19 protein-coding genes are annotated in these 16,870 nt (G+C 30.6%); all 19 read right to left on the bottom strand.

Annotated features, from left to right (window positions below; genetic code table 11):
• Positions 1 to 4: 4 nt before the first annotated feature.
• The 19 genes from dut to JAO71_RS01895 all read right to left on the bottom strand — a co-directional run bounded on the left by dut (position 5) and on the right by JAO71_RS01895 (position 16,845).
• Positions 5 to 439: a dUTP diphosphatase gene (dut, locus tag JAO71_RS01985; protein ID WP_028288788.1), complete on the bottom strand. Its 435-nt coding sequence runs from the start codon at positions 437 to 439 to the stop codon at positions 5 to 7.
• 40 nt (positions 440 to 479) lie between these two features.
• The gene (locus JAO71_RS01980) at positions 480 to 1,907 is read right to left on the bottom strand and encodes an oligosaccharide flippase family protein (protein WP_202998538.1); all 1,428 of its coding nucleotides are present in this window, start codon (positions 1,905 to 1,907) and stop codon (positions 480 to 482) included.
• Positions 1,908 to 1,986: 79 nt separating this feature from the next.
• Entirely contained in the window at positions 1,987 to 2,445 is a 459-nt protein-coding gene (locus tag JAO71_RS01975) for a hypothetical protein (protein ID WP_202998537.1), read from the bottom strand.
• A 128-nt stretch (positions 2,446 to 2,573) separates the two neighbouring features.
• Entirely contained in the window at positions 2,574 to 3,434 is an 861-nt protein-coding gene (atpG, locus tag JAO71_RS01970) for an ATP synthase F1 subunit gamma (RefSeq protein ID WP_054852249.1), read from the bottom strand.
• A gap of 124 nt (positions 3,435 to 3,558) precedes the next feature.
• Positions 3,559 to 5,139: a F0F1 ATP synthase subunit alpha gene (atpA, locus tag JAO71_RS01965; protein WP_202998536.1), complete on the bottom strand. Its 1,581-nt coding sequence runs from the start codon at positions 5,137 to 5,139 to the stop codon at positions 3,559 to 3,561.
• Positions 5,140 to 5,146: 7 nt separating this feature from the next.
• Positions 5,147 to 6,613 (bottom strand): hypothetical protein, encoded by a 1,467-nt coding sequence (locus tag JAO71_RS01960; protein WP_116823819.1) that lies wholly within the window; start codon positions 6,611 to 6,613, stop codon positions 5,147 to 5,149.
• A gap of 15 nt (positions 6,614 to 6,628) precedes the next feature.
• Positions 6,629 to 7,165 (bottom strand): ATP synthase F1 subunit delta, encoded by a 537-nt coding sequence (gene atpH / locus JAO71_RS01955; RefSeq protein ID WP_028606686.1) that lies wholly within the window; start codon positions 7,163 to 7,165, stop codon positions 6,629 to 6,631.
• A gap of 7 nt (positions 7,166 to 7,172) precedes the next feature.
• Entirely contained in the window at positions 7,173 to 7,673 is a 501-nt protein-coding gene (locus tag JAO71_RS01950; protein WP_028606685.1) for a F0F1 ATP synthase subunit B, read from the bottom strand.
• Positions 7,674 to 7,766: 93 nt separating this feature from the next.
• The gene (atpE, locus tag JAO71_RS01945) at positions 7,767 to 7,955 is read right to left on the bottom strand and encodes an ATP synthase F0 subunit C (RefSeq protein WP_028288795.1); all 189 of its coding nucleotides are present in this window, start codon (positions 7,953 to 7,955) and stop codon (positions 7,767 to 7,769) included.
• Positions 7,956 to 7,995: 40 nt separating this feature from the next.
• Positions 7,996 to 9,108 carry a F0F1 ATP synthase subunit A gene (gene atpB / locus JAO71_RS01940; protein ID WP_202998535.1) on the bottom strand — a complete coding sequence of 371 codons (1,113 nt, stop codon included), beginning with the start codon at positions 9,106 to 9,108 and terminating at the stop codon, positions 7,996 to 7,998.
• A 133-nt stretch (positions 9,109 to 9,241) separates the two neighbouring features.
• Positions 9,242 to 9,616, bottom strand: coding sequence for a DUF6168 family protein (locus JAO71_RS01935; RefSeq protein ID WP_051419112.1), 375 nt, complete (start codon positions 9,614 to 9,616; stop codon positions 9,242 to 9,244).
• Entirely contained in the window at positions 9,609 to 9,860 is a 252-nt protein-coding gene (locus JAO71_RS01930; RefSeq protein WP_036598333.1) for an AtpZ/AtpI family protein, read from the bottom strand. The genes JAO71_RS01935 and JAO71_RS01930 overlap by 8 nt, the downstream gene beginning before the upstream one ends.
• The gene (locus JAO71_RS01925; protein WP_028288799.1) at positions 9,820 to 10,206 is read right to left on the bottom strand and encodes a bactofilin family protein; all 387 of its coding nucleotides are present in this window, start codon (positions 10,204 to 10,206) and stop codon (positions 9,820 to 9,822) included. The genes JAO71_RS01930 and JAO71_RS01925 overlap by 41 nt, the downstream gene beginning before the upstream one ends.
• Positions 10,207 to 10,221: 15 nt before the next feature.
• Positions 10,222 to 12,768: a type IX secretion system periplasmic lipoprotein PorW/SprE gene (gene porW, locus JAO71_RS01920; protein ID WP_215906953.1), complete on the bottom strand. Its 2,547-nt coding sequence runs from the start codon at positions 12,766 to 12,768 to the stop codon at positions 10,222 to 10,224.
• A 146-nt stretch (positions 12,769 to 12,914) separates the two neighbouring features.
• On the bottom strand, positions 12,915 to 13,625 hold the full coding sequence (locus tag JAO71_RS01915) for an ABC transporter ATP-binding protein (RefSeq protein ID WP_028288801.1): 711 nt from the start codon (positions 13,623 to 13,625) through the stop codon (positions 12,915 to 12,917).
• 32 nt (positions 13,626 to 13,657) lie between these two features.
• On the bottom strand, positions 13,658 to 15,136 hold the full coding sequence (locus JAO71_RS01910) for a DUF5687 family protein (protein ID WP_116823816.1): 1,479 nt from the start codon (positions 15,134 to 15,136) through the stop codon (positions 13,658 to 13,660).
• A 53-nt stretch (positions 15,137 to 15,189) separates the two neighbouring features.
• The gene (locus JAO71_RS01905; protein ID WP_202998534.1) at positions 15,190 to 15,879 is read right to left on the bottom strand and encodes a hypothetical protein; all 690 of its coding nucleotides are present in this window, start codon (positions 15,877 to 15,879) and stop codon (positions 15,190 to 15,192) included.
• On the bottom strand, positions 15,879 to 16,505 hold the full coding sequence (locus JAO71_RS01900) for a hypothetical protein (protein WP_202998533.1): 627 nt from the start codon (positions 16,503 to 16,505) through the stop codon (positions 15,879 to 15,881). The genes JAO71_RS01905 and JAO71_RS01900 overlap by 1 nt, the downstream gene beginning before the upstream one ends.
• A gap of 1 nt (position 16,506) precedes the next feature.
• Positions 16,507 to 16,845 (bottom strand): PadR family transcriptional regulator, encoded by a 339-nt coding sequence (locus JAO71_RS01895; RefSeq protein ID WP_028288806.1) that lies wholly within the window; start codon positions 16,843 to 16,845, stop codon positions 16,507 to 16,509.
• Positions 16,846 to 16,870 lie beyond the last annotated feature (25 nt).

Here is a 16,870-nt window from a genome sequence, read left to right as displayed (position 1 = left end):
TTTTTTATTTAGTTCCTGTACTACCAAATCCTCCTTCTCCTCTAGAGGTTTCAGATAATGTTTCTACCTCTATCCATTCTGCACGCTCATGCTTAGCAATTACTAATTGTGCTATACGCTCGCCATTTTCAATTGTAAACTCTTGGTTAGATAAGTTAACAAGAATGACACCAATTTCTCCTCTATAATCTGCATCAACAGTACCAGGTGCATTTAATACTGTAATTCCTTTTTTTGCTGCCAAACCACTTCTTGGTCTAACTTGAGCTTCAAAACCTATCGGTAACTCTATAAATAAGCCTGTTTTAACGATTGTACGCTCCAAAGGTTGAAGTACTATAGGATTTGTTATATTAGCTCTTAAATCAAGTCCAGCTGATGCTGACGTTTCATAATGTGGCAATGCGTGACTAGATTTATTTATAATTTTAATTTTCATGTATAAACTTGCTTCATTTTAACCTGAGTTACAGATTAATTTAATTTCTTTTTAATAAATGTTTTATTTCTTTCTTTTCAAAAAGAACTATTAATCCCAAAAATAATAAAACTAAAATAGTATTAATATAATAGTTGGCTTCTGTACTTAAAGCTGCAATAGATAATACTATAGCTATAAATAAGTAGCCTAAGATTTGTTTTAAATTGTAAGGTACTGGATAATGTTTTTGTCCTAATAAATAAGATAATGTCATCATGATTCCGTAAGCTGCTAAAGTTGTCCAAGCTGCAGCTATAAAACCAAATTTTGGTATTAAAGTAATATTTAGACCAATTGTAACAATTGCGCCAACAATGGACAAGTACATACCGTATCTAGTTTTGTCTGTAAGTTTATACCAAATAGCAAGGTTAAAATAAATGCCTAAACATAAATTAGCTAATAATACTATTGGTACGATTTGTATGGCTTGCCAATAACTAGAATCTGTAACCAACAAGGCTTTAAAAACATCTAAATAAGCAATTATAAAGACAAGCATTAAGCTACCAGCTATTACAAAATACTTCATTATTAAAGCATAGGTTTGTTTTGCATTTTTTTCTTTTGCATGAGAAAAGAAAAAAGGCTCTGCTCCTAACCTAAAGGCTTGAATAAAAATAGTCATAAACATGGCTATTTTATAACAACCACTATAAGCACCATTAATATCTTTGTTTAATAAATTAGGAATAATCCATTTATCAAAATTCTCATTAACAACATAGGCTAAACCAGCAACCATAATTGGCCAACCGTAATTAATTAATTGTTTAAAAATGGGCTTACTAAACTGAAGTTTGGTTTTAAAAAAATAAGGTAGTAACAATATTAATGTCATTGCACTTGCAGCCAGATTTGCAATAAAAATATATTGAACTAAATCTGAAGTATCATACCAAGAAAAAGACAGGTTAAATTTAGGAATAAACCAAAGGAAAAAATAATTAAGTAACACATAAATTAATATGTTGCTAATTTTTATTGCTGCAAATTTAATTGGTCGTCCTGTAGCACGTAAATACGCAAAAGGTGCAACTACTAATGTGTCCAAAACGATGACACCAATTAATAAATTAAAATATTTTTGAGAGATACCAAACATGCTAGATAGTTGTTGACTATAAAGCAACATAGCTATTAGAAACAAAAAAGTAGTAACAATTAAACTGATAAACGTAGTAGAAAATATCTTGTCCTTTTCTTTAGATTTTGTAAAAAATCTAAAGAAAGCAGTTTCCATTCCATAGGTAAGTAGCACATTAAAAAATGAGGCGTAAATATAAAATGTAGTATTATCAGAAAAGCTTGTGGTTTTTAATTTACCTGTATACAGAGGTACTAAAACAAAATTCATAAGACGAGGTAATACAGTTGCTAAACCATAAATTATAGTGTCTTTGAAAAACTTTTTTAAAACGCTCAAGAGTTTATTAAAATTTGATTGAAAATATAGGTTGACTTATTTAAATTTCGAAACTAAATGAATGACTAAAATTAGTCACTTATTTACCTTGTTTTGGTGGTGCACTTGGGTAATGTTCCATTTTTTTTTCTGGAACTGAATCAATTTTCAAGTACTTAATTGTTCCGTTATCTAAATAGCTTACTACTGCTTCATTTTGCTTTAATTCAAAAGTTGAATCATTTGTGTTTTTTTCTAATGTCTCTTTTTGATTAGCTTCTGTTAAAATACGACCAATATAAAGGTTTGGACTATTAGGCTTAGTCTGTAAAGCTACTTTCTGTCCTCTAAAGTATAAACTATCTAACTTAAACTGTGTGCTAACAGGTATAAAAACATTAATGCCAGAACCTCCACCTTTAACACCTGCTACCCATTTTTGATAGTATGCCTTATCTGTTTTAAAGGCAGCATTTTGTTCAAGTTTCTGAGCTGTAGAACATTGCATAAAAAATAAACCCGATAGTATTAATAAACTGAAAAATTTTATAAACTTCATAATAGTAATGTTTGTATAAAGGTAATTAATCAAAATGTATTCCATAAAAAAACCTTATTCAAATTGAATAAGGTTTTTTAAATATTTATTGAATGTATACTTAGTATTAACCTAAGTATACATTTGTTTTAGTTATTTAAAGCTTCTGCTCCACCAACAATCTCAAGGATTTCGTTTGTAATTGCTGCTTGACGTGCTTTGTTATAAGTCAATTTAAGTTGATCTCTTAACTCAGTTGCATTATCTGTTGCTTTATGCATTGCAGTCATACGTGCTCCATGCTCACTTGCAAAACTATCTCTAATACCCTTATATAATTGAGTTTTTAAAGATTTAGGAATTAATTGCTCAACGATTTCAATTTTTGAAGGTTCAAAAATATAATCTGAATTAGCTTCTTCTTCTGTTTCAACAGGTACAATTGGCAAAAACTGCTCTGTCATTACAATTTGTGTCGCTGCATTTTTAAACTTATTGTAAACGATTTCGATTTTATCAAATTCGCCTGCACTAAATTTATCCATTAGCATCTGTGCTATTTCAGCAACATTATCAAAAGTTAGATTATCAAATATTTGACTTTGATTATCAATTACAAGACCTGTTTTTGAAAATGCATCATTAGACTTTTTTCCTATTGCTAACACAGAGACTTGTTTTCCTGTATAAACATTAGAAATCAAGTGTTGTGTTTGTTTAATAATGTTTGAATTAAAAGCTCCACATAATCCTCTGTTTGAAGTTATAGATACAATTAATACATTATTAACCTCACGTTGTTCTGCAAATTTACTTCCTGCATCTTCGTTTAAAGTTGCACTTAAACTTTGTAAAAGTTCAGTTAACTTATCTGCATAAGGACGCATTGCAGTAATAGCATCTTGAGCTTTCTTCAATTTAGCAGCAGAAACCATTTTCATGGCACTAGTAATCTGCATCGTTGACGATACTGAAGATATTCTATTACGTATTTCTTTAAGATTAGCCATTCTTTATTTTTATAAAGACTCTTTGATGTTTTTCTGCTTGAAAGCAGAAAGTGATCCAGAGTGACATTAGTTTAAAATTTAAATTTAGAGTTGTAGTATAAACTACAACTCTAAACTTATAATATTATGCTCTATATTTAGCTGATAATTCTTTACAAACAGTAATTAAAGTGTCTGTAACTTCATCAGTTAATTTACCTGCTTTTAAAGTGTCTAAAACACCTCTGTGCTTAGCGTTTAAGAATTCAAGATAGTCTCTTTCAAATTCTTTAATTTTATTAACTGGCACGTCTTTTAATAGGTTTTTAGATCCAGCATATATAATTGCTACTTGATCTTCAACAGTAAATGGATCGTTTTGACCTTGCTTTAAGATCTCTACGTTACGTTTACCTTTTTCAATTACATTTAAAGTAACCGCATCTAAATCTGATCCAAACTTAGCGAAAGCTTCTAACTCACGATATTGTGCTTGGTCTAATTTTAAAGTACCAGATACTTTTTTCATTGATTTAATCTGTGCATTACCTCCAACACGAGATACAGAAATACCTACGTTAATTGCTGGACGAACACCAGAGTTAAATAAATCTCCATCTAAGAAAATTTGCCCATCTGTAATAGAAATTACGTTTGTTGGGATATATGCTGAAACGTCTCCTGCTTGTGTTTCAATAATTGGTAATGCTGTTAAAGATCCACCACCTTTTACGATTGGTTTTAATGACTCTGGTAAGTCATTCATTTCTTTAGCAATACTATCATCGTTGATAATTTTTGCAGAACGCTCTAATAATCTTGAGTGTAAGTAAAATACATCTCCAGGATATGCCTCACGTCCTGGTGGACGTCTTAATAATAAAGATACTTCACGGTAAGCAACTGCTTGCTTTGATAAATCATCAAAAACAATTAAAGCTGGTCTACCAGTATCTCTAAAATATTCTCCAATAGATGCTCCTGTCATTGGTGCATACACTTGCATTGCAGCAGGATCTGATGCATTTGCAGCTACTATTGTAGTATATGCTAAAGCTCCTTTTTCTTCTAAAGTTTTAGCAATTAAAGCTACTGTTGAGGCTTTTTGACCTACAGCAACATATATACAGTATACAGGCTCACCTGCATCGTAAAATTCTTTTTGATTTAAGATCGCATCAATACAAACTGCAGTCTTACCTGTTTGTCTGTCACCAATTACTAACTCACGTTGACCTCTACCAACTGGGATCATAGCATCAATTGCTTTAATTCCTGTTTGTAATGGTTCAGTTACTGGCTCTCTATAGATAACTCCAGGTGCTTTACGCTCTAAAGGCATCTCATAAGTAGTTCCAGCAATAGGACCTTTACCGTCAATAGGATTACCAAGTGTATCTACAACACGACCAACAATACCTTCTCCAACTTTAACAGATGCGATACGGTTAGTACGTTTTACTGTAGACCCTTCTCTAACACCTCTTGTTGTTCCTAAAAGTACGATACCTACGTTATCTTCTTCAAGGTTAAGTACGATTCCTTCTGCACCACCTTCAAGCTCTACTAACTCACCATACTCTGCATTTGAAAGTCCGTAAGCACGTACGATACCATCACCTACTGTTAATACTGTTCCAACTTCGTCTAATGAAGCGCTTGCTTCAAAACCTGAAAGTTGTTGTTTTAAGATTGCTGATACTTCAGCTGGTTTTACTTCTGCCATTTTTTAATTATTTTGAACAGCTATTATAAATCTCTGCTAATTTAACAATGTCGTTTATATCTGAATAATTTAATGAAACAAATTCTTCTTTAAAGCATGCTCCAATATATTTTTTCAAGTTTTCAATATTTTTTTCAGAATTAGAGGTATTAAACTGTAATGCCTTTTTTTCTGATGGTATTTTAATTAAGTATAAATTATCTACAACATCTTTATATATTGTGATATCTCCAATTATTTTATAAACCTCATAAAATTGAGAAGTATCAAAGCTTAAAGAAGATACTGCACCTGCAGCTAATTCTAGACCTTTACCTTTTGAACCAACACCCACAAAACATCTTTCAATGTTATTATCATCTACACAAAACTTAACTTTCTTTTTAGATCGGTAAGAAGATGTACGGTTTTTACCCTTAGCATTTATGTAGTTAATTGAAACAAGCTTACCAATATTTGCTTCATCTAAATCAACAACATTACCCCACTGATTTGGGTCTTTTACGTCTATTTTTTCAAAAACAATAGAAATCTCTCCTTCTACTTTTTCACCTTTACTGTCTATAACGTATCCAGGTAATTTGTATAAGTTTTCAGAGTTTTCCTTAGCGGTTTCAAATTCTTCTTTTTGATTTTCTTTAATCTGCTCTACAACAGTTTCAATTTCTTGTTTAGTCAAAAAAGCATAATAAAAATACTCATCAAGCAAATATATTTTCTTCAAGTAGGTATTAGCATCTTTTACTAAGCCTTCAGAATGTGATGAAAAAGACATATTTAAAGGATAAAAAGTATTATTACCTTCTATTCTTCTAAGTTTCTCATTTACTACCGCAATAACTTTACCTGTTAAATTGGTGTAGGTATAAACTTTACCAGATTCTTTAGTTGAAACTCTATTAACTTTACCAATAATAGCTCTTTCTCCTGTATCTGGATCAATTTTAGTATTAGAAACAATTAACATATTTCCTAATACTTCTGGAGAAACCTCTAAAAAATTAGCTTCTAAATCAAGTAGTTGTTTTTCTAATTCTTGAGTTTCTGCTGCAGATTCTCTTTCCCTTTTTTCCAGAAAAAAAGCATCTATTTTATCATGGTTAAAACCTTTTTCATTGAAGAAATCTAATTCTTTAAACAAGAATTCAGTAATTAGCTTTTTTGAATTTAATGAGAAAGAAACAGCTGTAAAATCAATTTCATTAATTCTATCCTTATTTGGCTGTTTCATTGATAACCAAGTGAAAGATTTTGTTTCTGAGATTTTTTTCGTTTCATAGTTAACTAGTAAAACCGTTTCACCTTCAAGTGTCTCTAAAGCGTAATAAAAATCTTCATTTGTTTTATCTTTGGTAATTTTAATAGACTCTTGTTTATCTATCAAAACAACCTCTTTCTTAACTTTCACTTTTTGTGCAACCAAAACATTTACAACAAACAATGCTATTGATAGTAAAAGAATATTTTTTTTCATGTATAAGATTCTCTTTTAGTTTACTGTGAATTCTCTTTTTAACTTGCTTAATTGGTTAGCGATACTTGCGTTATATTGCGTATCTCCAACACGTAATATGAAACCACCTAAAATGCTTTCATCTACAATATTTTTTATTGCTGCTTCTTTACCAGTTAGCTCCTTAACTTTAGCCAAAACTTTAGTTTCTAAAGCATCAGTTAATGGAACAGCTGTTGTAACGGTTGCAATTTGATTACCTTTTTGTGCTTCTAATAAAGTAATGAATTTTGAAGCAACTTGAGGTAATAAATCTGTACGTTTATTAGCAACCAAAGTATCTATTAAATTAACAGTTACTGGGTTAATCCCTTTAAAGATTTCTAATAACGCAGATTTTTTTACACTTGAACCAATTACAGGACTGTAAAGCATATCTTTTAAATCTTTACTTTGCGCAACAGTATTATTTATTAACTGCATATCATTATTTACAACATCTGCTGTATTTTGATCTGTAGCTAAGCTTAAAACTGCTTTTGCGTAACGTATTGCTGCTCTTTCTCCTGCCATGATTTGACTAGTTTAATTTAGCATCACCTAACATAGACTCAACTAATTCTAATTGTTTGTCTTTATTAGCTAATTCTTGACGTACTACTTTTTCTGCAATCTCAATAGACAAACCTGCTACGTGGTTTTTTAAATCAGCCATAGCTGATTTTTTCTCACTTTCAATAGCAGCTTGTGCTTGAGCAATCATAGTGTTTGCTTGAGCTTGAGCTTCTGCTTTAGCGTCATCAATCATTTTATTTTTTAACTCTCTACCTTCTTTAAGCATAGCTTCACGTTCTGCACGTGCTTCTTTTAATAATTTTTCGTTATCTGCTTGAAGATTTTGCATTTCTAACTTAGCGTTTTCAGCTGAATCTAATGCATTTTGTATACCGTCTTCACGTGTTTGTAAAGCGTCTAAGATAGGCTTCCATGCAAATTTTCTCATTAATAATATTAATATTATTAAGATAATACCTTGCATAAAAAACAAGCCTACTGAAAAGTCATTTAATAAAGTTTCCATGAAATATAGATTACTTAAATTTTGTTTTTTGTTTAATTTAAAACAGTTTCTGCAACCAACCGTTGCAGAAAGCTGTTTCTTTTTGTTTTAGGATTATGCTCCTAAGATTAATGCACCGAATGCTAAACCTTCTAATAAGGCTCCGATGATGATCATCGCAGTTTGGATTTTTCCTGCTGCTTCTGGTTGACGAGCAATAGATTCCATTGCTTTTCCTCCAATTTGACCTAATCCGATTCCTCCTCCGATTACGATTAATCCTGCTCCAATTAAATTGTACATACTAATTTGGTTTTATAAATATTAATTAAACAAATTCTTATTAATGATGGTCATGTTCTTCAACTGCCATACCTATAAATAACGATGATAACATCGTGAAAATAAACGCTTGTAAAAAGGCTACTAAAATTTCGATAACCGAAATAAATAATGCTAACACTAATGACATACCTGTTGATGTTACTGCTCCAAAAGATTCTTTCATTGTAATCATTAAAGCAATTAAACTCATAACAACAAAGTGTCCTGCAGTCATGTTTGCAAATAAACGTACTAATAAAGAGAATGGTTTAATTAATACAAAACCAACTAACTCTATCACTGCTAATATTGGACGTAAAATCATTGGCACACCAGGCATCCATAATGTGTGCTTCCAAAAGTCTTTACTTCCGCTAAATAAATATATTACTGCTGTAAAAATTGCTAAACAAGCTGTTACTGCAATTTGTCCTGTTACGTTAAATCCTAATGGTGTTAAACCTAACAAGTTTAATATCCAGATAAAGAAAAACACAGTTAATAAAAAGCCCATAAACTTACGGTACTTTTTCTCACCAATATTTGGCTTAGCAATATCGTCTCTTACGTAGATTACTAAAGGCTCTAAAATACGACCAACACCTTTTGGCACTGTATGTCCTTTTTTATAACCTCTTGCTAAGGCACTAAAACCTAACAACATTAACAACCCTGTAAGTAACATTCCAAACACAGATTTAGTAATAGAAAAATCTAATACTTTGTGTGCATTTGTTGGGTGGTGATCATCATCAAATGCAACAGTGGTTGCACCTTGATCTAATTGGTATATCTTACTGTGAAGTTTTACTAAACGTGCATTACCTTTTTCAACAATAACTTGACCGTTATCATCATGGTGAAATGCAGAAGACATAAATGTTTTTAAACCATCTTTAGTCCAAACAATAACAGGTAATGGAAAACTCCTATGTTCACCTGTTTCATTATTTGTATAAAAATGAAAATCGTGAGAGTCTTTTAAGTGATGTTTAATATACTCTTTGATTTCTTGAGCAGTATTCACTGTATTTCCTGGCTCTTGTTTAGTTTCTTCTCCATAAGCAGAAAAAGAAAATAAAGTCAGAACTAATATTGCTATAAAATTGAAATATTTTTTTGCCAACATCATACTTTTTGTAACTAATAAATTTATTGTCTGTAAATTTTGTGCAAATGTAAGTAATAATTTAAAAAGGAAACGCTTTTTTTAATACGAATTTATTTACTAATAAAATTACGCTATAATCCTTTATTACAAAGACTTATTCGCTTTTTAGTAATTTAGCTATACAAGCTGTTTCAATAATTAGAAATAAAAAAAAGGGGATTACAAGTCCTAATCGATGCTCGAGTGTCAAATTTGTAGCCGAAAAAACGGTTGCTTTGAAGATTAAAATAAACATTCCTATTTTAATTAACATCATTGTTAGATAGGCATATCCTAATTGATTTGGCATAACACTATATATGCCTTCAATACTTGAATACACAATTAATGCTGCTATACCATGAAAAAGATATAATTTATTTAAAGAATATGGTAATACCTGGTCGTTTGTGACATATTTATGTATTCCAAAAGAAATTGCTAATACAACAAGCATTAACGATATAACAAACACAATACGTTTATTCATTTTTTGAATTTTGTTGATTGGTAATTTTAATAACTTGTTTTATTACTGAATACATGGCTAAAAACACAGCTAGTAGTGTGACTATTTTAAAATAAAGTTGATTATTATTTTCTAACTTTTTATCTAACCAGCCTCCTAACAAACTACCTAACCAAATGGTAACACCCATTTGAATAGCCATAGTTGTAAATCTAATAAAAGGGTTAAGCTGTTTTTTGTTTTTTGGATCCACCACTAAAATCATTTACTGTTGTTTTCATTACGCATGACACATTAAAAATTGCACCAGGTTCAACAGCTAATTTTTGTGTAATTACGTCACCTTCAATATGTGCTGTAGATTTTAATGTTAAGGTTTCGGTTAGCTCAAGGTTACCTACTAATTTCCCTTCAAAATAAGCATTACTACATTTAAGTGTACCGTTAATTAGGCCATCTTTTCCTATGACAACTTTTCCTGTAGTTTCAATATTACCTTCTACTGTTCCATCAACACGTAAATCTCCTTCACTAAAAAAGTCTCCAGCTATTTTTGTTCCTTTTGCTATTATGTTTTGTATTGAAAACTGTTCTTGTTGCTTATTTTTCATTGTATTTGAGAGGTATTATTTTTGTATTGCTAGATACTTGTTTAAGTTTTTGTGTATTAAAAGGGTTTTATAATTATCTGTTGAAATGCCGAAGTAAGGTTTATTTACCTTGTTTTTATCTTCCTCTTTTAATAATTCAACAAATCCTTTTGCTCCTTGTACACTTTTTAGTCCATGGATGACTAAAAATGTGGTTTCTGGATTATATATATCTACTGATGTATCTAAATTATAGTATTCTATTTTTGGAGCAATCTCGTCTAAAATTTCTTTTAAATCAGCAATAGCTTGTTCTTCATTTTGATTAAACTGAAAAACAACTTTAAAACTAGACGACACATTATCTGGTTTAAAGGTTTTATCGCTTACAGATTTTAAGCTAGCAACAATAGCTTCTGCTTGTATTGCTTCTGGTGTATTAGCATAATTTACTGCCACATCATTAAGTCCATCTATGTAGGCCTGATAACCATTTAACCTTCCGTTAGCTGTTGCTTTTAATAATGCAAATTTTGAAACCATAGGATCACCATCAAAAAACCTGATATACTCTGTGGTTTTATCTATGACTTGTTGGTAATCTTGATATTGCAATAATTTATAAGTGTCCTCATACAAACTTTCTGGACTGCTTTGATCTCTGGTTGCTGCTAATTCTGGATTTTTTAATATTTCAGCATATCTTGAATCAGGATAACTAGCAATAATTTCGTTTTTAGTACTTAAAGCGTCTTCATTTTGACCTAAAATTTCATAAATTTTAAACAAATTATATTTTGAAGGTAAAACAAGTTTTTCTTCTGGGTTACTTGATAGTAAGTTTAAAAACTTGCTTTTAGAAAGCTTATACTCTTTAAATTTTTCTTTATAAATTAAACCTAATTGGTAATAAGCATAGTTTCGGTCTTTTTTAAGACTGTCCAAAGTTTTTTTAGCTGAAGGAATTTGCTCCAAATAATATTCTGGTTTTAGCAATGGACTCTCTTCACCTTCATCTGTAGTTAAAGCAACATCTGATTGATTTGAAAATCCTCCTGATACATTTGAAGACCATCTCCAATTGTCTTCGTTTTTACGCTCTCCCCAAACACGTGTAAATTGATTTTTACCATAAGCTACAGTACTTGGATTGTAAAAATAAAAACTTGAGCCTACTCCAGGTAAACTGCTACTTCCTGTAATACCATTTACTGATGCATTGGTTGTTGCCAAACCTTGTTTGCGCGCTTCTGCTTCTAGCTTTTCTTGTTCTTTTTCTGCTTTTAATTTTAATTGATTGGTATAGTCTGTAAAAAAGGTAAGACGATCTGCCTTAGACATATTTACCAACCTAAGAATACTGTCATTATTATTAGCAACACCTTCATAATAAATAACGTCGTCTAGATTTTCGCGTTTACGCTTAATAGTTCTGAAGGGTTTACTATTTTCGACCATACTAGTCATGGTACTATCAAAATATGCTCCTGCAGTTTTATAATTGTTACGATCAAAATAAAAATCCCCTAAAGTCTGATAATTTTTTGCTGTTAAAATTTTGTCTTTAGATTTTTCTCTTAATGACTTATTGTAATAGACTACAGCTAATGAGTCGGATTGAGTATTTAGATAATATTCTGCAATTTGATGATAAATCTTATCAAGATAAGGACGGTTTTCTCTGTTATTTTCAAGCTTAGTCAAATGCTCTAAAAATGCAAGTTTGTCGCCTGAATCATAATCAAAGTTTTTAGCCTTTTCTACATGAGCAGCCATTAGATAACGACGCGGAGTTTTACGGTTTAAATCTATAACCTCATCAAAAGCCAAATTAGCACTGTCTTTTTGATTTAATACATTATATAATTGTCCTTTAATAAAATTAAAGCGTCCTTTTTCGTCATTATTTTTAGTGGCTTGTGCTGCTATTTTAATTTGCGTTAAAGCACTATCCAAAGCTTTGGTGTTAATGTAAGCTTGTGCTAAAATTGAAGTTGCGTCTGCTAATTCCTGCTTCTTTGGTTCTTCTTGTTTAATTAAACGCTTTAGGTTTTTGATTGCCAATTCATCGTTTTCTAAACGCATGTTGGTTTTTTCTCTCCAAACTTTAGCTGTGTTAATTTTATCTGATGCTGGATATTTGTATAAGATATAATTAAAAGCTTCTAATGCTGGAATAAAACGTTGGTCAAAATATCTGGCTTGACCTAAAAGTAGATACGCTTCGTCAATTTGTGGGTTATACTCTTTACCTTGAATATTCATCCCATGTTTTTGAATTGCTTTTACTGCTTTTTCTTCAGCTCTAGTAAAATCCTGGTTTTTAGATTGTCCAGGCATTACGATGTCTTCAGTAATTTGCATGCGCTCTACTGGTAAGATGTCCCAATAGTTGTCATTATAATTATTGTTTAAGTTGTCTTGACCTTGATTTAAGGCTTCATAACCATTAAACAATGCGTTATACTCTGCAGTAACAGCATGAAAATTACGGTTTATAAAACTATCTGTTTTTCTTGAACAACTAGAAATGGTTGCCAAGATTAAGCCAGAAATTATACAGATTTTAAATGCTATTTTCAATGCGGTTGTATTTTATGTAATACATAACTAAATTACGTCGTAATTATTATTAATAACTACGGACAGGTGCGTAAAAATAAGCATCTTTTTGACTTTTTGCCAAAAAATGAACTGAAACTTGAACTAATAGTAAAATCTAAACTCTATTACACTGGACTAACAGTTCCTGCAAAATGTGCTTCTAACTCTTTTAAAGTTGCTTCGCTAGTTTGGATATCTTTAATTACTTGTCCTTTTTCTAACACTACAATACGCTCACAAACATCTGTAACATGCAATAAATCATGACTTGAAACCAAAACTGTTACTCCTTTCTTTTCGGCTAGATCTTTAATAATTTCTTTTAATCTAATTTGTGTTGTTGGATCTAAATTTGCAAAGGGTTCGTCTAAGATAATAACCTCAGGATTACCTATAAGAGCTGCAACAATACCTGCTTTTTTCTGGTTTCCTTTACTTAAATCACGAAGGTATTTTTTTTGACCTAAGATTTCGCCATGAAAAAAGTCTTCAAATTGTGATACTAAATTATCTACATCTTGCTTATTTTGACCACGTAAATCGCCAATGAAATAAAAATATTCTTCAGGTGTTAAGTAACCTATTAAAAAGCTTTCGTCTATAAAAGCCGACGTAAAGGGTTTCCAATCTTCACTTTGACTAACTAAAACATCGTTATTTTTAATTGTTCCTGTGGTTGGTTTTATTAAATCTAAAAGCAAACTAAAATAAGTGGTTTTACCTGCTCCATTATTACCTACAAGCCCAAAGCTTTGACCTTTTGGTATTTCTAAATTAGAAATATTTAAGACTTCGTTTCCACTATATTTTTTTGAAAGGTTTGTTGTTATTATCATGATGTAGTTGTTGTAAAAGTTAGTTGTATTGATTAGTTGTCTTGGTTAAAGGCTTTAATCATTTCGTATTTAGAATTTAAATACTTTTTGGTTATTAATTGCATTAGTTTTTGATGAAAAACGATACCAATAATACCTAATAAGATTAATGCTGAAACACCGGAATAAAAATTTACATAATAGGTTAATGCGCCAAATATTGCTAATGGCACTAATAGCAATGGGATACCAATTAACCATTGCACTGCTCCTGTCCCTTGATAGTTAAAGGCTGCACGTTGATTTAAATCTATTTTTTTACGGTTAAAAGATCCACCTAGCATTATAACATAAGTATTGACACCTATGTTATAAATAGCTGCAGCAAAATGGGCTACTAAAATTTTCCACCCAAAATAAACATAAGGTATACTTAGTACAAACATGATAATAACACTTAACATCATTAACGTGTATTTAGATTTTAAATACTGCTCATACTTTATGTTTTGGCTCATTAACATTTTATAATACCCACTATCCCAAGCTGGAATGAATTGTCCAAAATTGATTAAAAATATACCTGTTACAAATACACCAATAAAACCATACATGATTGGCATATCTCTATACATGGGTTGTGGATAAAAAAACAATCCATACAAAAGTCCAATTACCAAAATAAACACCGCAGATCTTGGTCTTTTATTACGCCAAATTAATTTTAAATCTAACTGCATAAAAGGGGCTACTTCACCAAAACGCTTTGTCCATCCTAAATCTGAGGTTGACACTTCTTTGATTTTGGTTTTAAGTGAATTGTCTAAGTATAGTTTTTTAATTAATACTTTATGATTAAAAAGATATAGACCAATTAAAATAATCAAAAGCACTATTAAATACAATGGATTATTTGTTATTGCCAACATTGCTGAAGACAATAATTGCGAAAAATTGACAATATTAAAATGATTTAAACCAAATAAAGTTCCTGCAAAAAGGATGATTGGAAGAAATGAAAACTCGGTTTCGGCTGAAAAACTTTCAATAATAAAATTTAAAAAATTGCTTATTAGCGTTAATATTACCATTGCCACTAACCATGTTATAACTTTAGTGACCTCATAATCTTTAGTGATTAAAACGACACTAAACGGAACAATAGCAAATAATGGTAAAAAGTTAAAAAAAGATAACGCAGACTTACCTAAAACGTAGTTGACTACACGACTTCTTTTTATTGGCAAGGTTAGTAATGGTTTTACACTCATTACTGGTAATTTTTGCAAGAAAAAACGCAACATTAGATCGCCTAAAAACCAGAAAAACAACAGCGTGTTAACCATTACAAAAGGGTCATTATCAGGAAAAGCTTTTTTAAGTGTTGGATAAATAAATACTCCTAAAGATAAAAACACCAATAAAAAATAGACTGCAAAAAAGGCCATTAATATTTTTATAGCTAGGCCTTTACCAAAATTGGAAGAACGTATAAAAGATTTCCATTCTAGGCTTAAAAATTTAGTAATCATATGCTGATGGTTTAGTTTGGTTTAATAGATAAGTATATAATTGCTTAAAAATGTTACAAACAAAATTCTGGGTAGGTTTCGTTTAGCAGTTTTTCTGCTTTGTTTGGAATGATTTCAAAGCTAATATACATCCAAAGAAAAAACAGTGTCGAAAAAATAGACAGACCCAAAACAATGTAAGGGTTGCTAAAAATATTATCAGAAAAATTATAAAACTGTGGTAATTGAGATAACAGTATTATAGCAGATCCACCAGCTTGTTTAAATATTATTTCTTCTAACATCCATTTTTTATTAGACATCGCTTTACGTTGTTTAAATTGCCTCTTAAGCAAAACACTTTTATAGATTACAAAAACGCATATTAAAGCATAAAACCCTATTAATAATGATTTTGCTAACACAGAAGACAATGACATATAAATAATTAAAAACACAGCAATAGTTGTTATTAGTTTAGGAAACGTAAACCATTGTTTTAATTCTGCCCATAGATACTTTATGTAGCGTTTATTCATGTTTTTTTGACGACGTTCTAACACATCCATAAAACCAAAGACTCCAAATTTTTTGAAGGCTTGGTCTCTAGCGTCTTCAAAAGACAAATTGGTTTGCGTTTGCCAAACAGACTCAATATCGTTTGCTAAATGATCTACTAACTCGGTTTGTAAATCGTAATGCTCAACGTAATGTTGTCTTGTAAAAGCGTATAGGTTTTGTATTTGAGGTTGGGTTAATTTCATTATTTACACAAAGTTTTTGAATACTCTAAAATCTTATTCTTTTTATTACGTAACTCTATTCCTCCAGCTATGTTAAATAAAACTGCTAAAAACCAAAAGGCAATAAAAAAATATTGATTTTCTAACCATGGTTTAGCTACTCCCATGCAATATAAAAACAAAGATGGTAAAGCCATTATTGAATATAAAGGCTGGGCTATTTGCAACTTTTTAAAAGTTTTATGATGTGAAAAACCCGTTATAATTGCCCAAAAATGTATAATTGACAGACTAACTACAAGTATTAAAGTAAGAGCTTTATTTGGCTGCAACTGCTGCATCCAATATACTGCAAATCCCAACATTATTGTAAAAGGGATATATTTAGGCTTATAAAAAAACATAGCTAAACGTCGCCACATTTCTCTTTGATAACTCCAATGAATGGTTTTTTGGCGTTTCTTTTCAAAATCTTGAATAAAATCTATTTTAGATTTAAGATAATCTTCTAATTGCTGCTCTTTTTTAGATGCTTCAAAACCTGATGCTAAATGATCGATAAGTTCTAACCTAACATCAGTAAATTTAACTCCTAACCTTATTAAATAATCGTCAATATATTGTATTTGTTCTTTACTTAACTTCATATTACTCCAAACTTAATTTAGGGTTCATAAACGTTTCCATGGTTTTAATATAATCCTTAAGTTCTTCTAATTTACTAACCGTTTCTTTATTACCTTTTTCGGTAAGTTTATAGTATTTACGCAAACGGTTATCTACTTTTTTAACCTCAACGTCCAGCAATCCTTCGGCTTCTAACTTATGCAGTGCTGGATACAAAGCACCTTCTGTAATATTAAGTTCGCCTTTAGTAATTTGTTTCACTTTTTGTGTCATTTCGTAACCATACATTTTTTCACTTTCATTTAAAAGTTTTAAAATAATAGTGGTCAGACTACCTTTATATAATTTTGAATTTGCCATATTACAAACATACATAATTTTCTTA

Origin of the sequence: Olleya sediminilitoris (assembly GCF_016785945.1) — a bacterium.
GTDB classification, from domain to species: domain Bacteria; phylum Bacteroidota; class Bacteroidia; order Flavobacteriales; family Flavobacteriaceae; genus Olleya; species Olleya sediminilitoris.
This window is presented reverse-complemented; position numbering and strand designations above follow the sequence as displayed.

Excerpts from the sequence above, each read along its gene's own strand:
- JAO71_RS01960 (WP_116823819.1), bottom strand. The coding sequence starts at position 6,613 with ATGAAAAAAAATATTCTTTTACTATCAATAGCATTGTTTGTTGTAAAT.
- JAO71_RS01935 (WP_051419112.1), bottom strand. The coding sequence starts at position 9,616 with ATGAATAAACGTATTGTGTTTGTTATATCGTTAATGCTTGTTGTATTA.
- JAO71_RS01895 (WP_028288806.1), bottom strand. The coding sequence starts at position 16,845 with ATGGCAAATTCAAAATTATATAAAGGTAGTCTGACCACTATTATTTTA.
- JAO71_RS01930 (WP_036598333.1), bottom strand. The coding sequence starts at position 9,860 with ATGATTTTAGTGGTGGATCCAAAAAACAAAAAACAGCTTAACCCTTTT.
- JAO71_RS01900 (WP_202998533.1), bottom strand. The coding sequence starts at position 16,505 with ATGAAGTTAAGTAAAGAACAAATACAATATATTGACGATTATTTAATA.
- JAO71_RS01925 (WP_028288799.1), bottom strand. The coding sequence starts at position 10,206 with ATGAAAAATAAGCAACAAGAACAGTTTTCAATACAAAACATAATAGCA.
- atpH (WP_028606686.1), bottom strand. The coding sequence starts at position 7,165 with ATGGCAGGAGAAAGAGCAGCAATACGTTACGCAAAAGCAGTTTTAAGC.
- atpG (WP_054852249.1), bottom strand. The coding sequence starts at position 3,434 with ATGGCTAATCTTAAAGAAATACGTAATAGAATATCTTCAGTATCGTCA.
- JAO71_RS01905 (WP_202998534.1), bottom strand. The coding sequence starts at position 15,879 with ATGAAATTAACCCAACCTCAAATACAAAACCTATACGCTTTTACAAGA.
- dut (WP_028288788.1), bottom strand. The coding sequence starts at position 439 with ATGAAAATTAAAATTATAAATAAATCTAGTCACGCATTGCCACATTAT.
- JAO71_RS01915 (WP_028288801.1), bottom strand. The coding sequence starts at position 13,625 with ATGATAATAACAACAAACCTTTCAAAAAAATATAGTGGAAACGAAGTC.
- JAO71_RS01910 (WP_116823816.1), bottom strand. The coding sequence starts at position 15,136 with ATGATTACTAAATTTTTAAGCCTAGAATGGAAATCTTTTATACGTTCT.
- atpB (WP_202998535.1), bottom strand. The coding sequence starts at position 9,108 with ATGATGTTGGCAAAAAAATATTTCAATTTTATAGCAATATTAGTTCTG.
- atpE (WP_028288795.1), bottom strand. The coding sequence starts at position 7,955 with ATGTACAATTTAATTGGAGCAGGATTAATCGTAATCGGAGGAGGAATC.
- atpA (WP_202998536.1), bottom strand. The coding sequence starts at position 5,139 with ATGGCAGAAGTAAAACCAGCTGAAGTATCAGCAATCTTAAAACAACAA.
- JAO71_RS01950 (WP_028606685.1), bottom strand. The coding sequence starts at position 7,673 with ATGGAAACTTTATTAAATGACTTTTCAGTAGGCTTGTTTTTTATGCAA.
- JAO71_RS01975 (WP_202998537.1), bottom strand. The coding sequence starts at position 2,445 with ATGAAGTTTATAAAATTTTTCAGTTTATTAATACTATCGGGTTTATTT.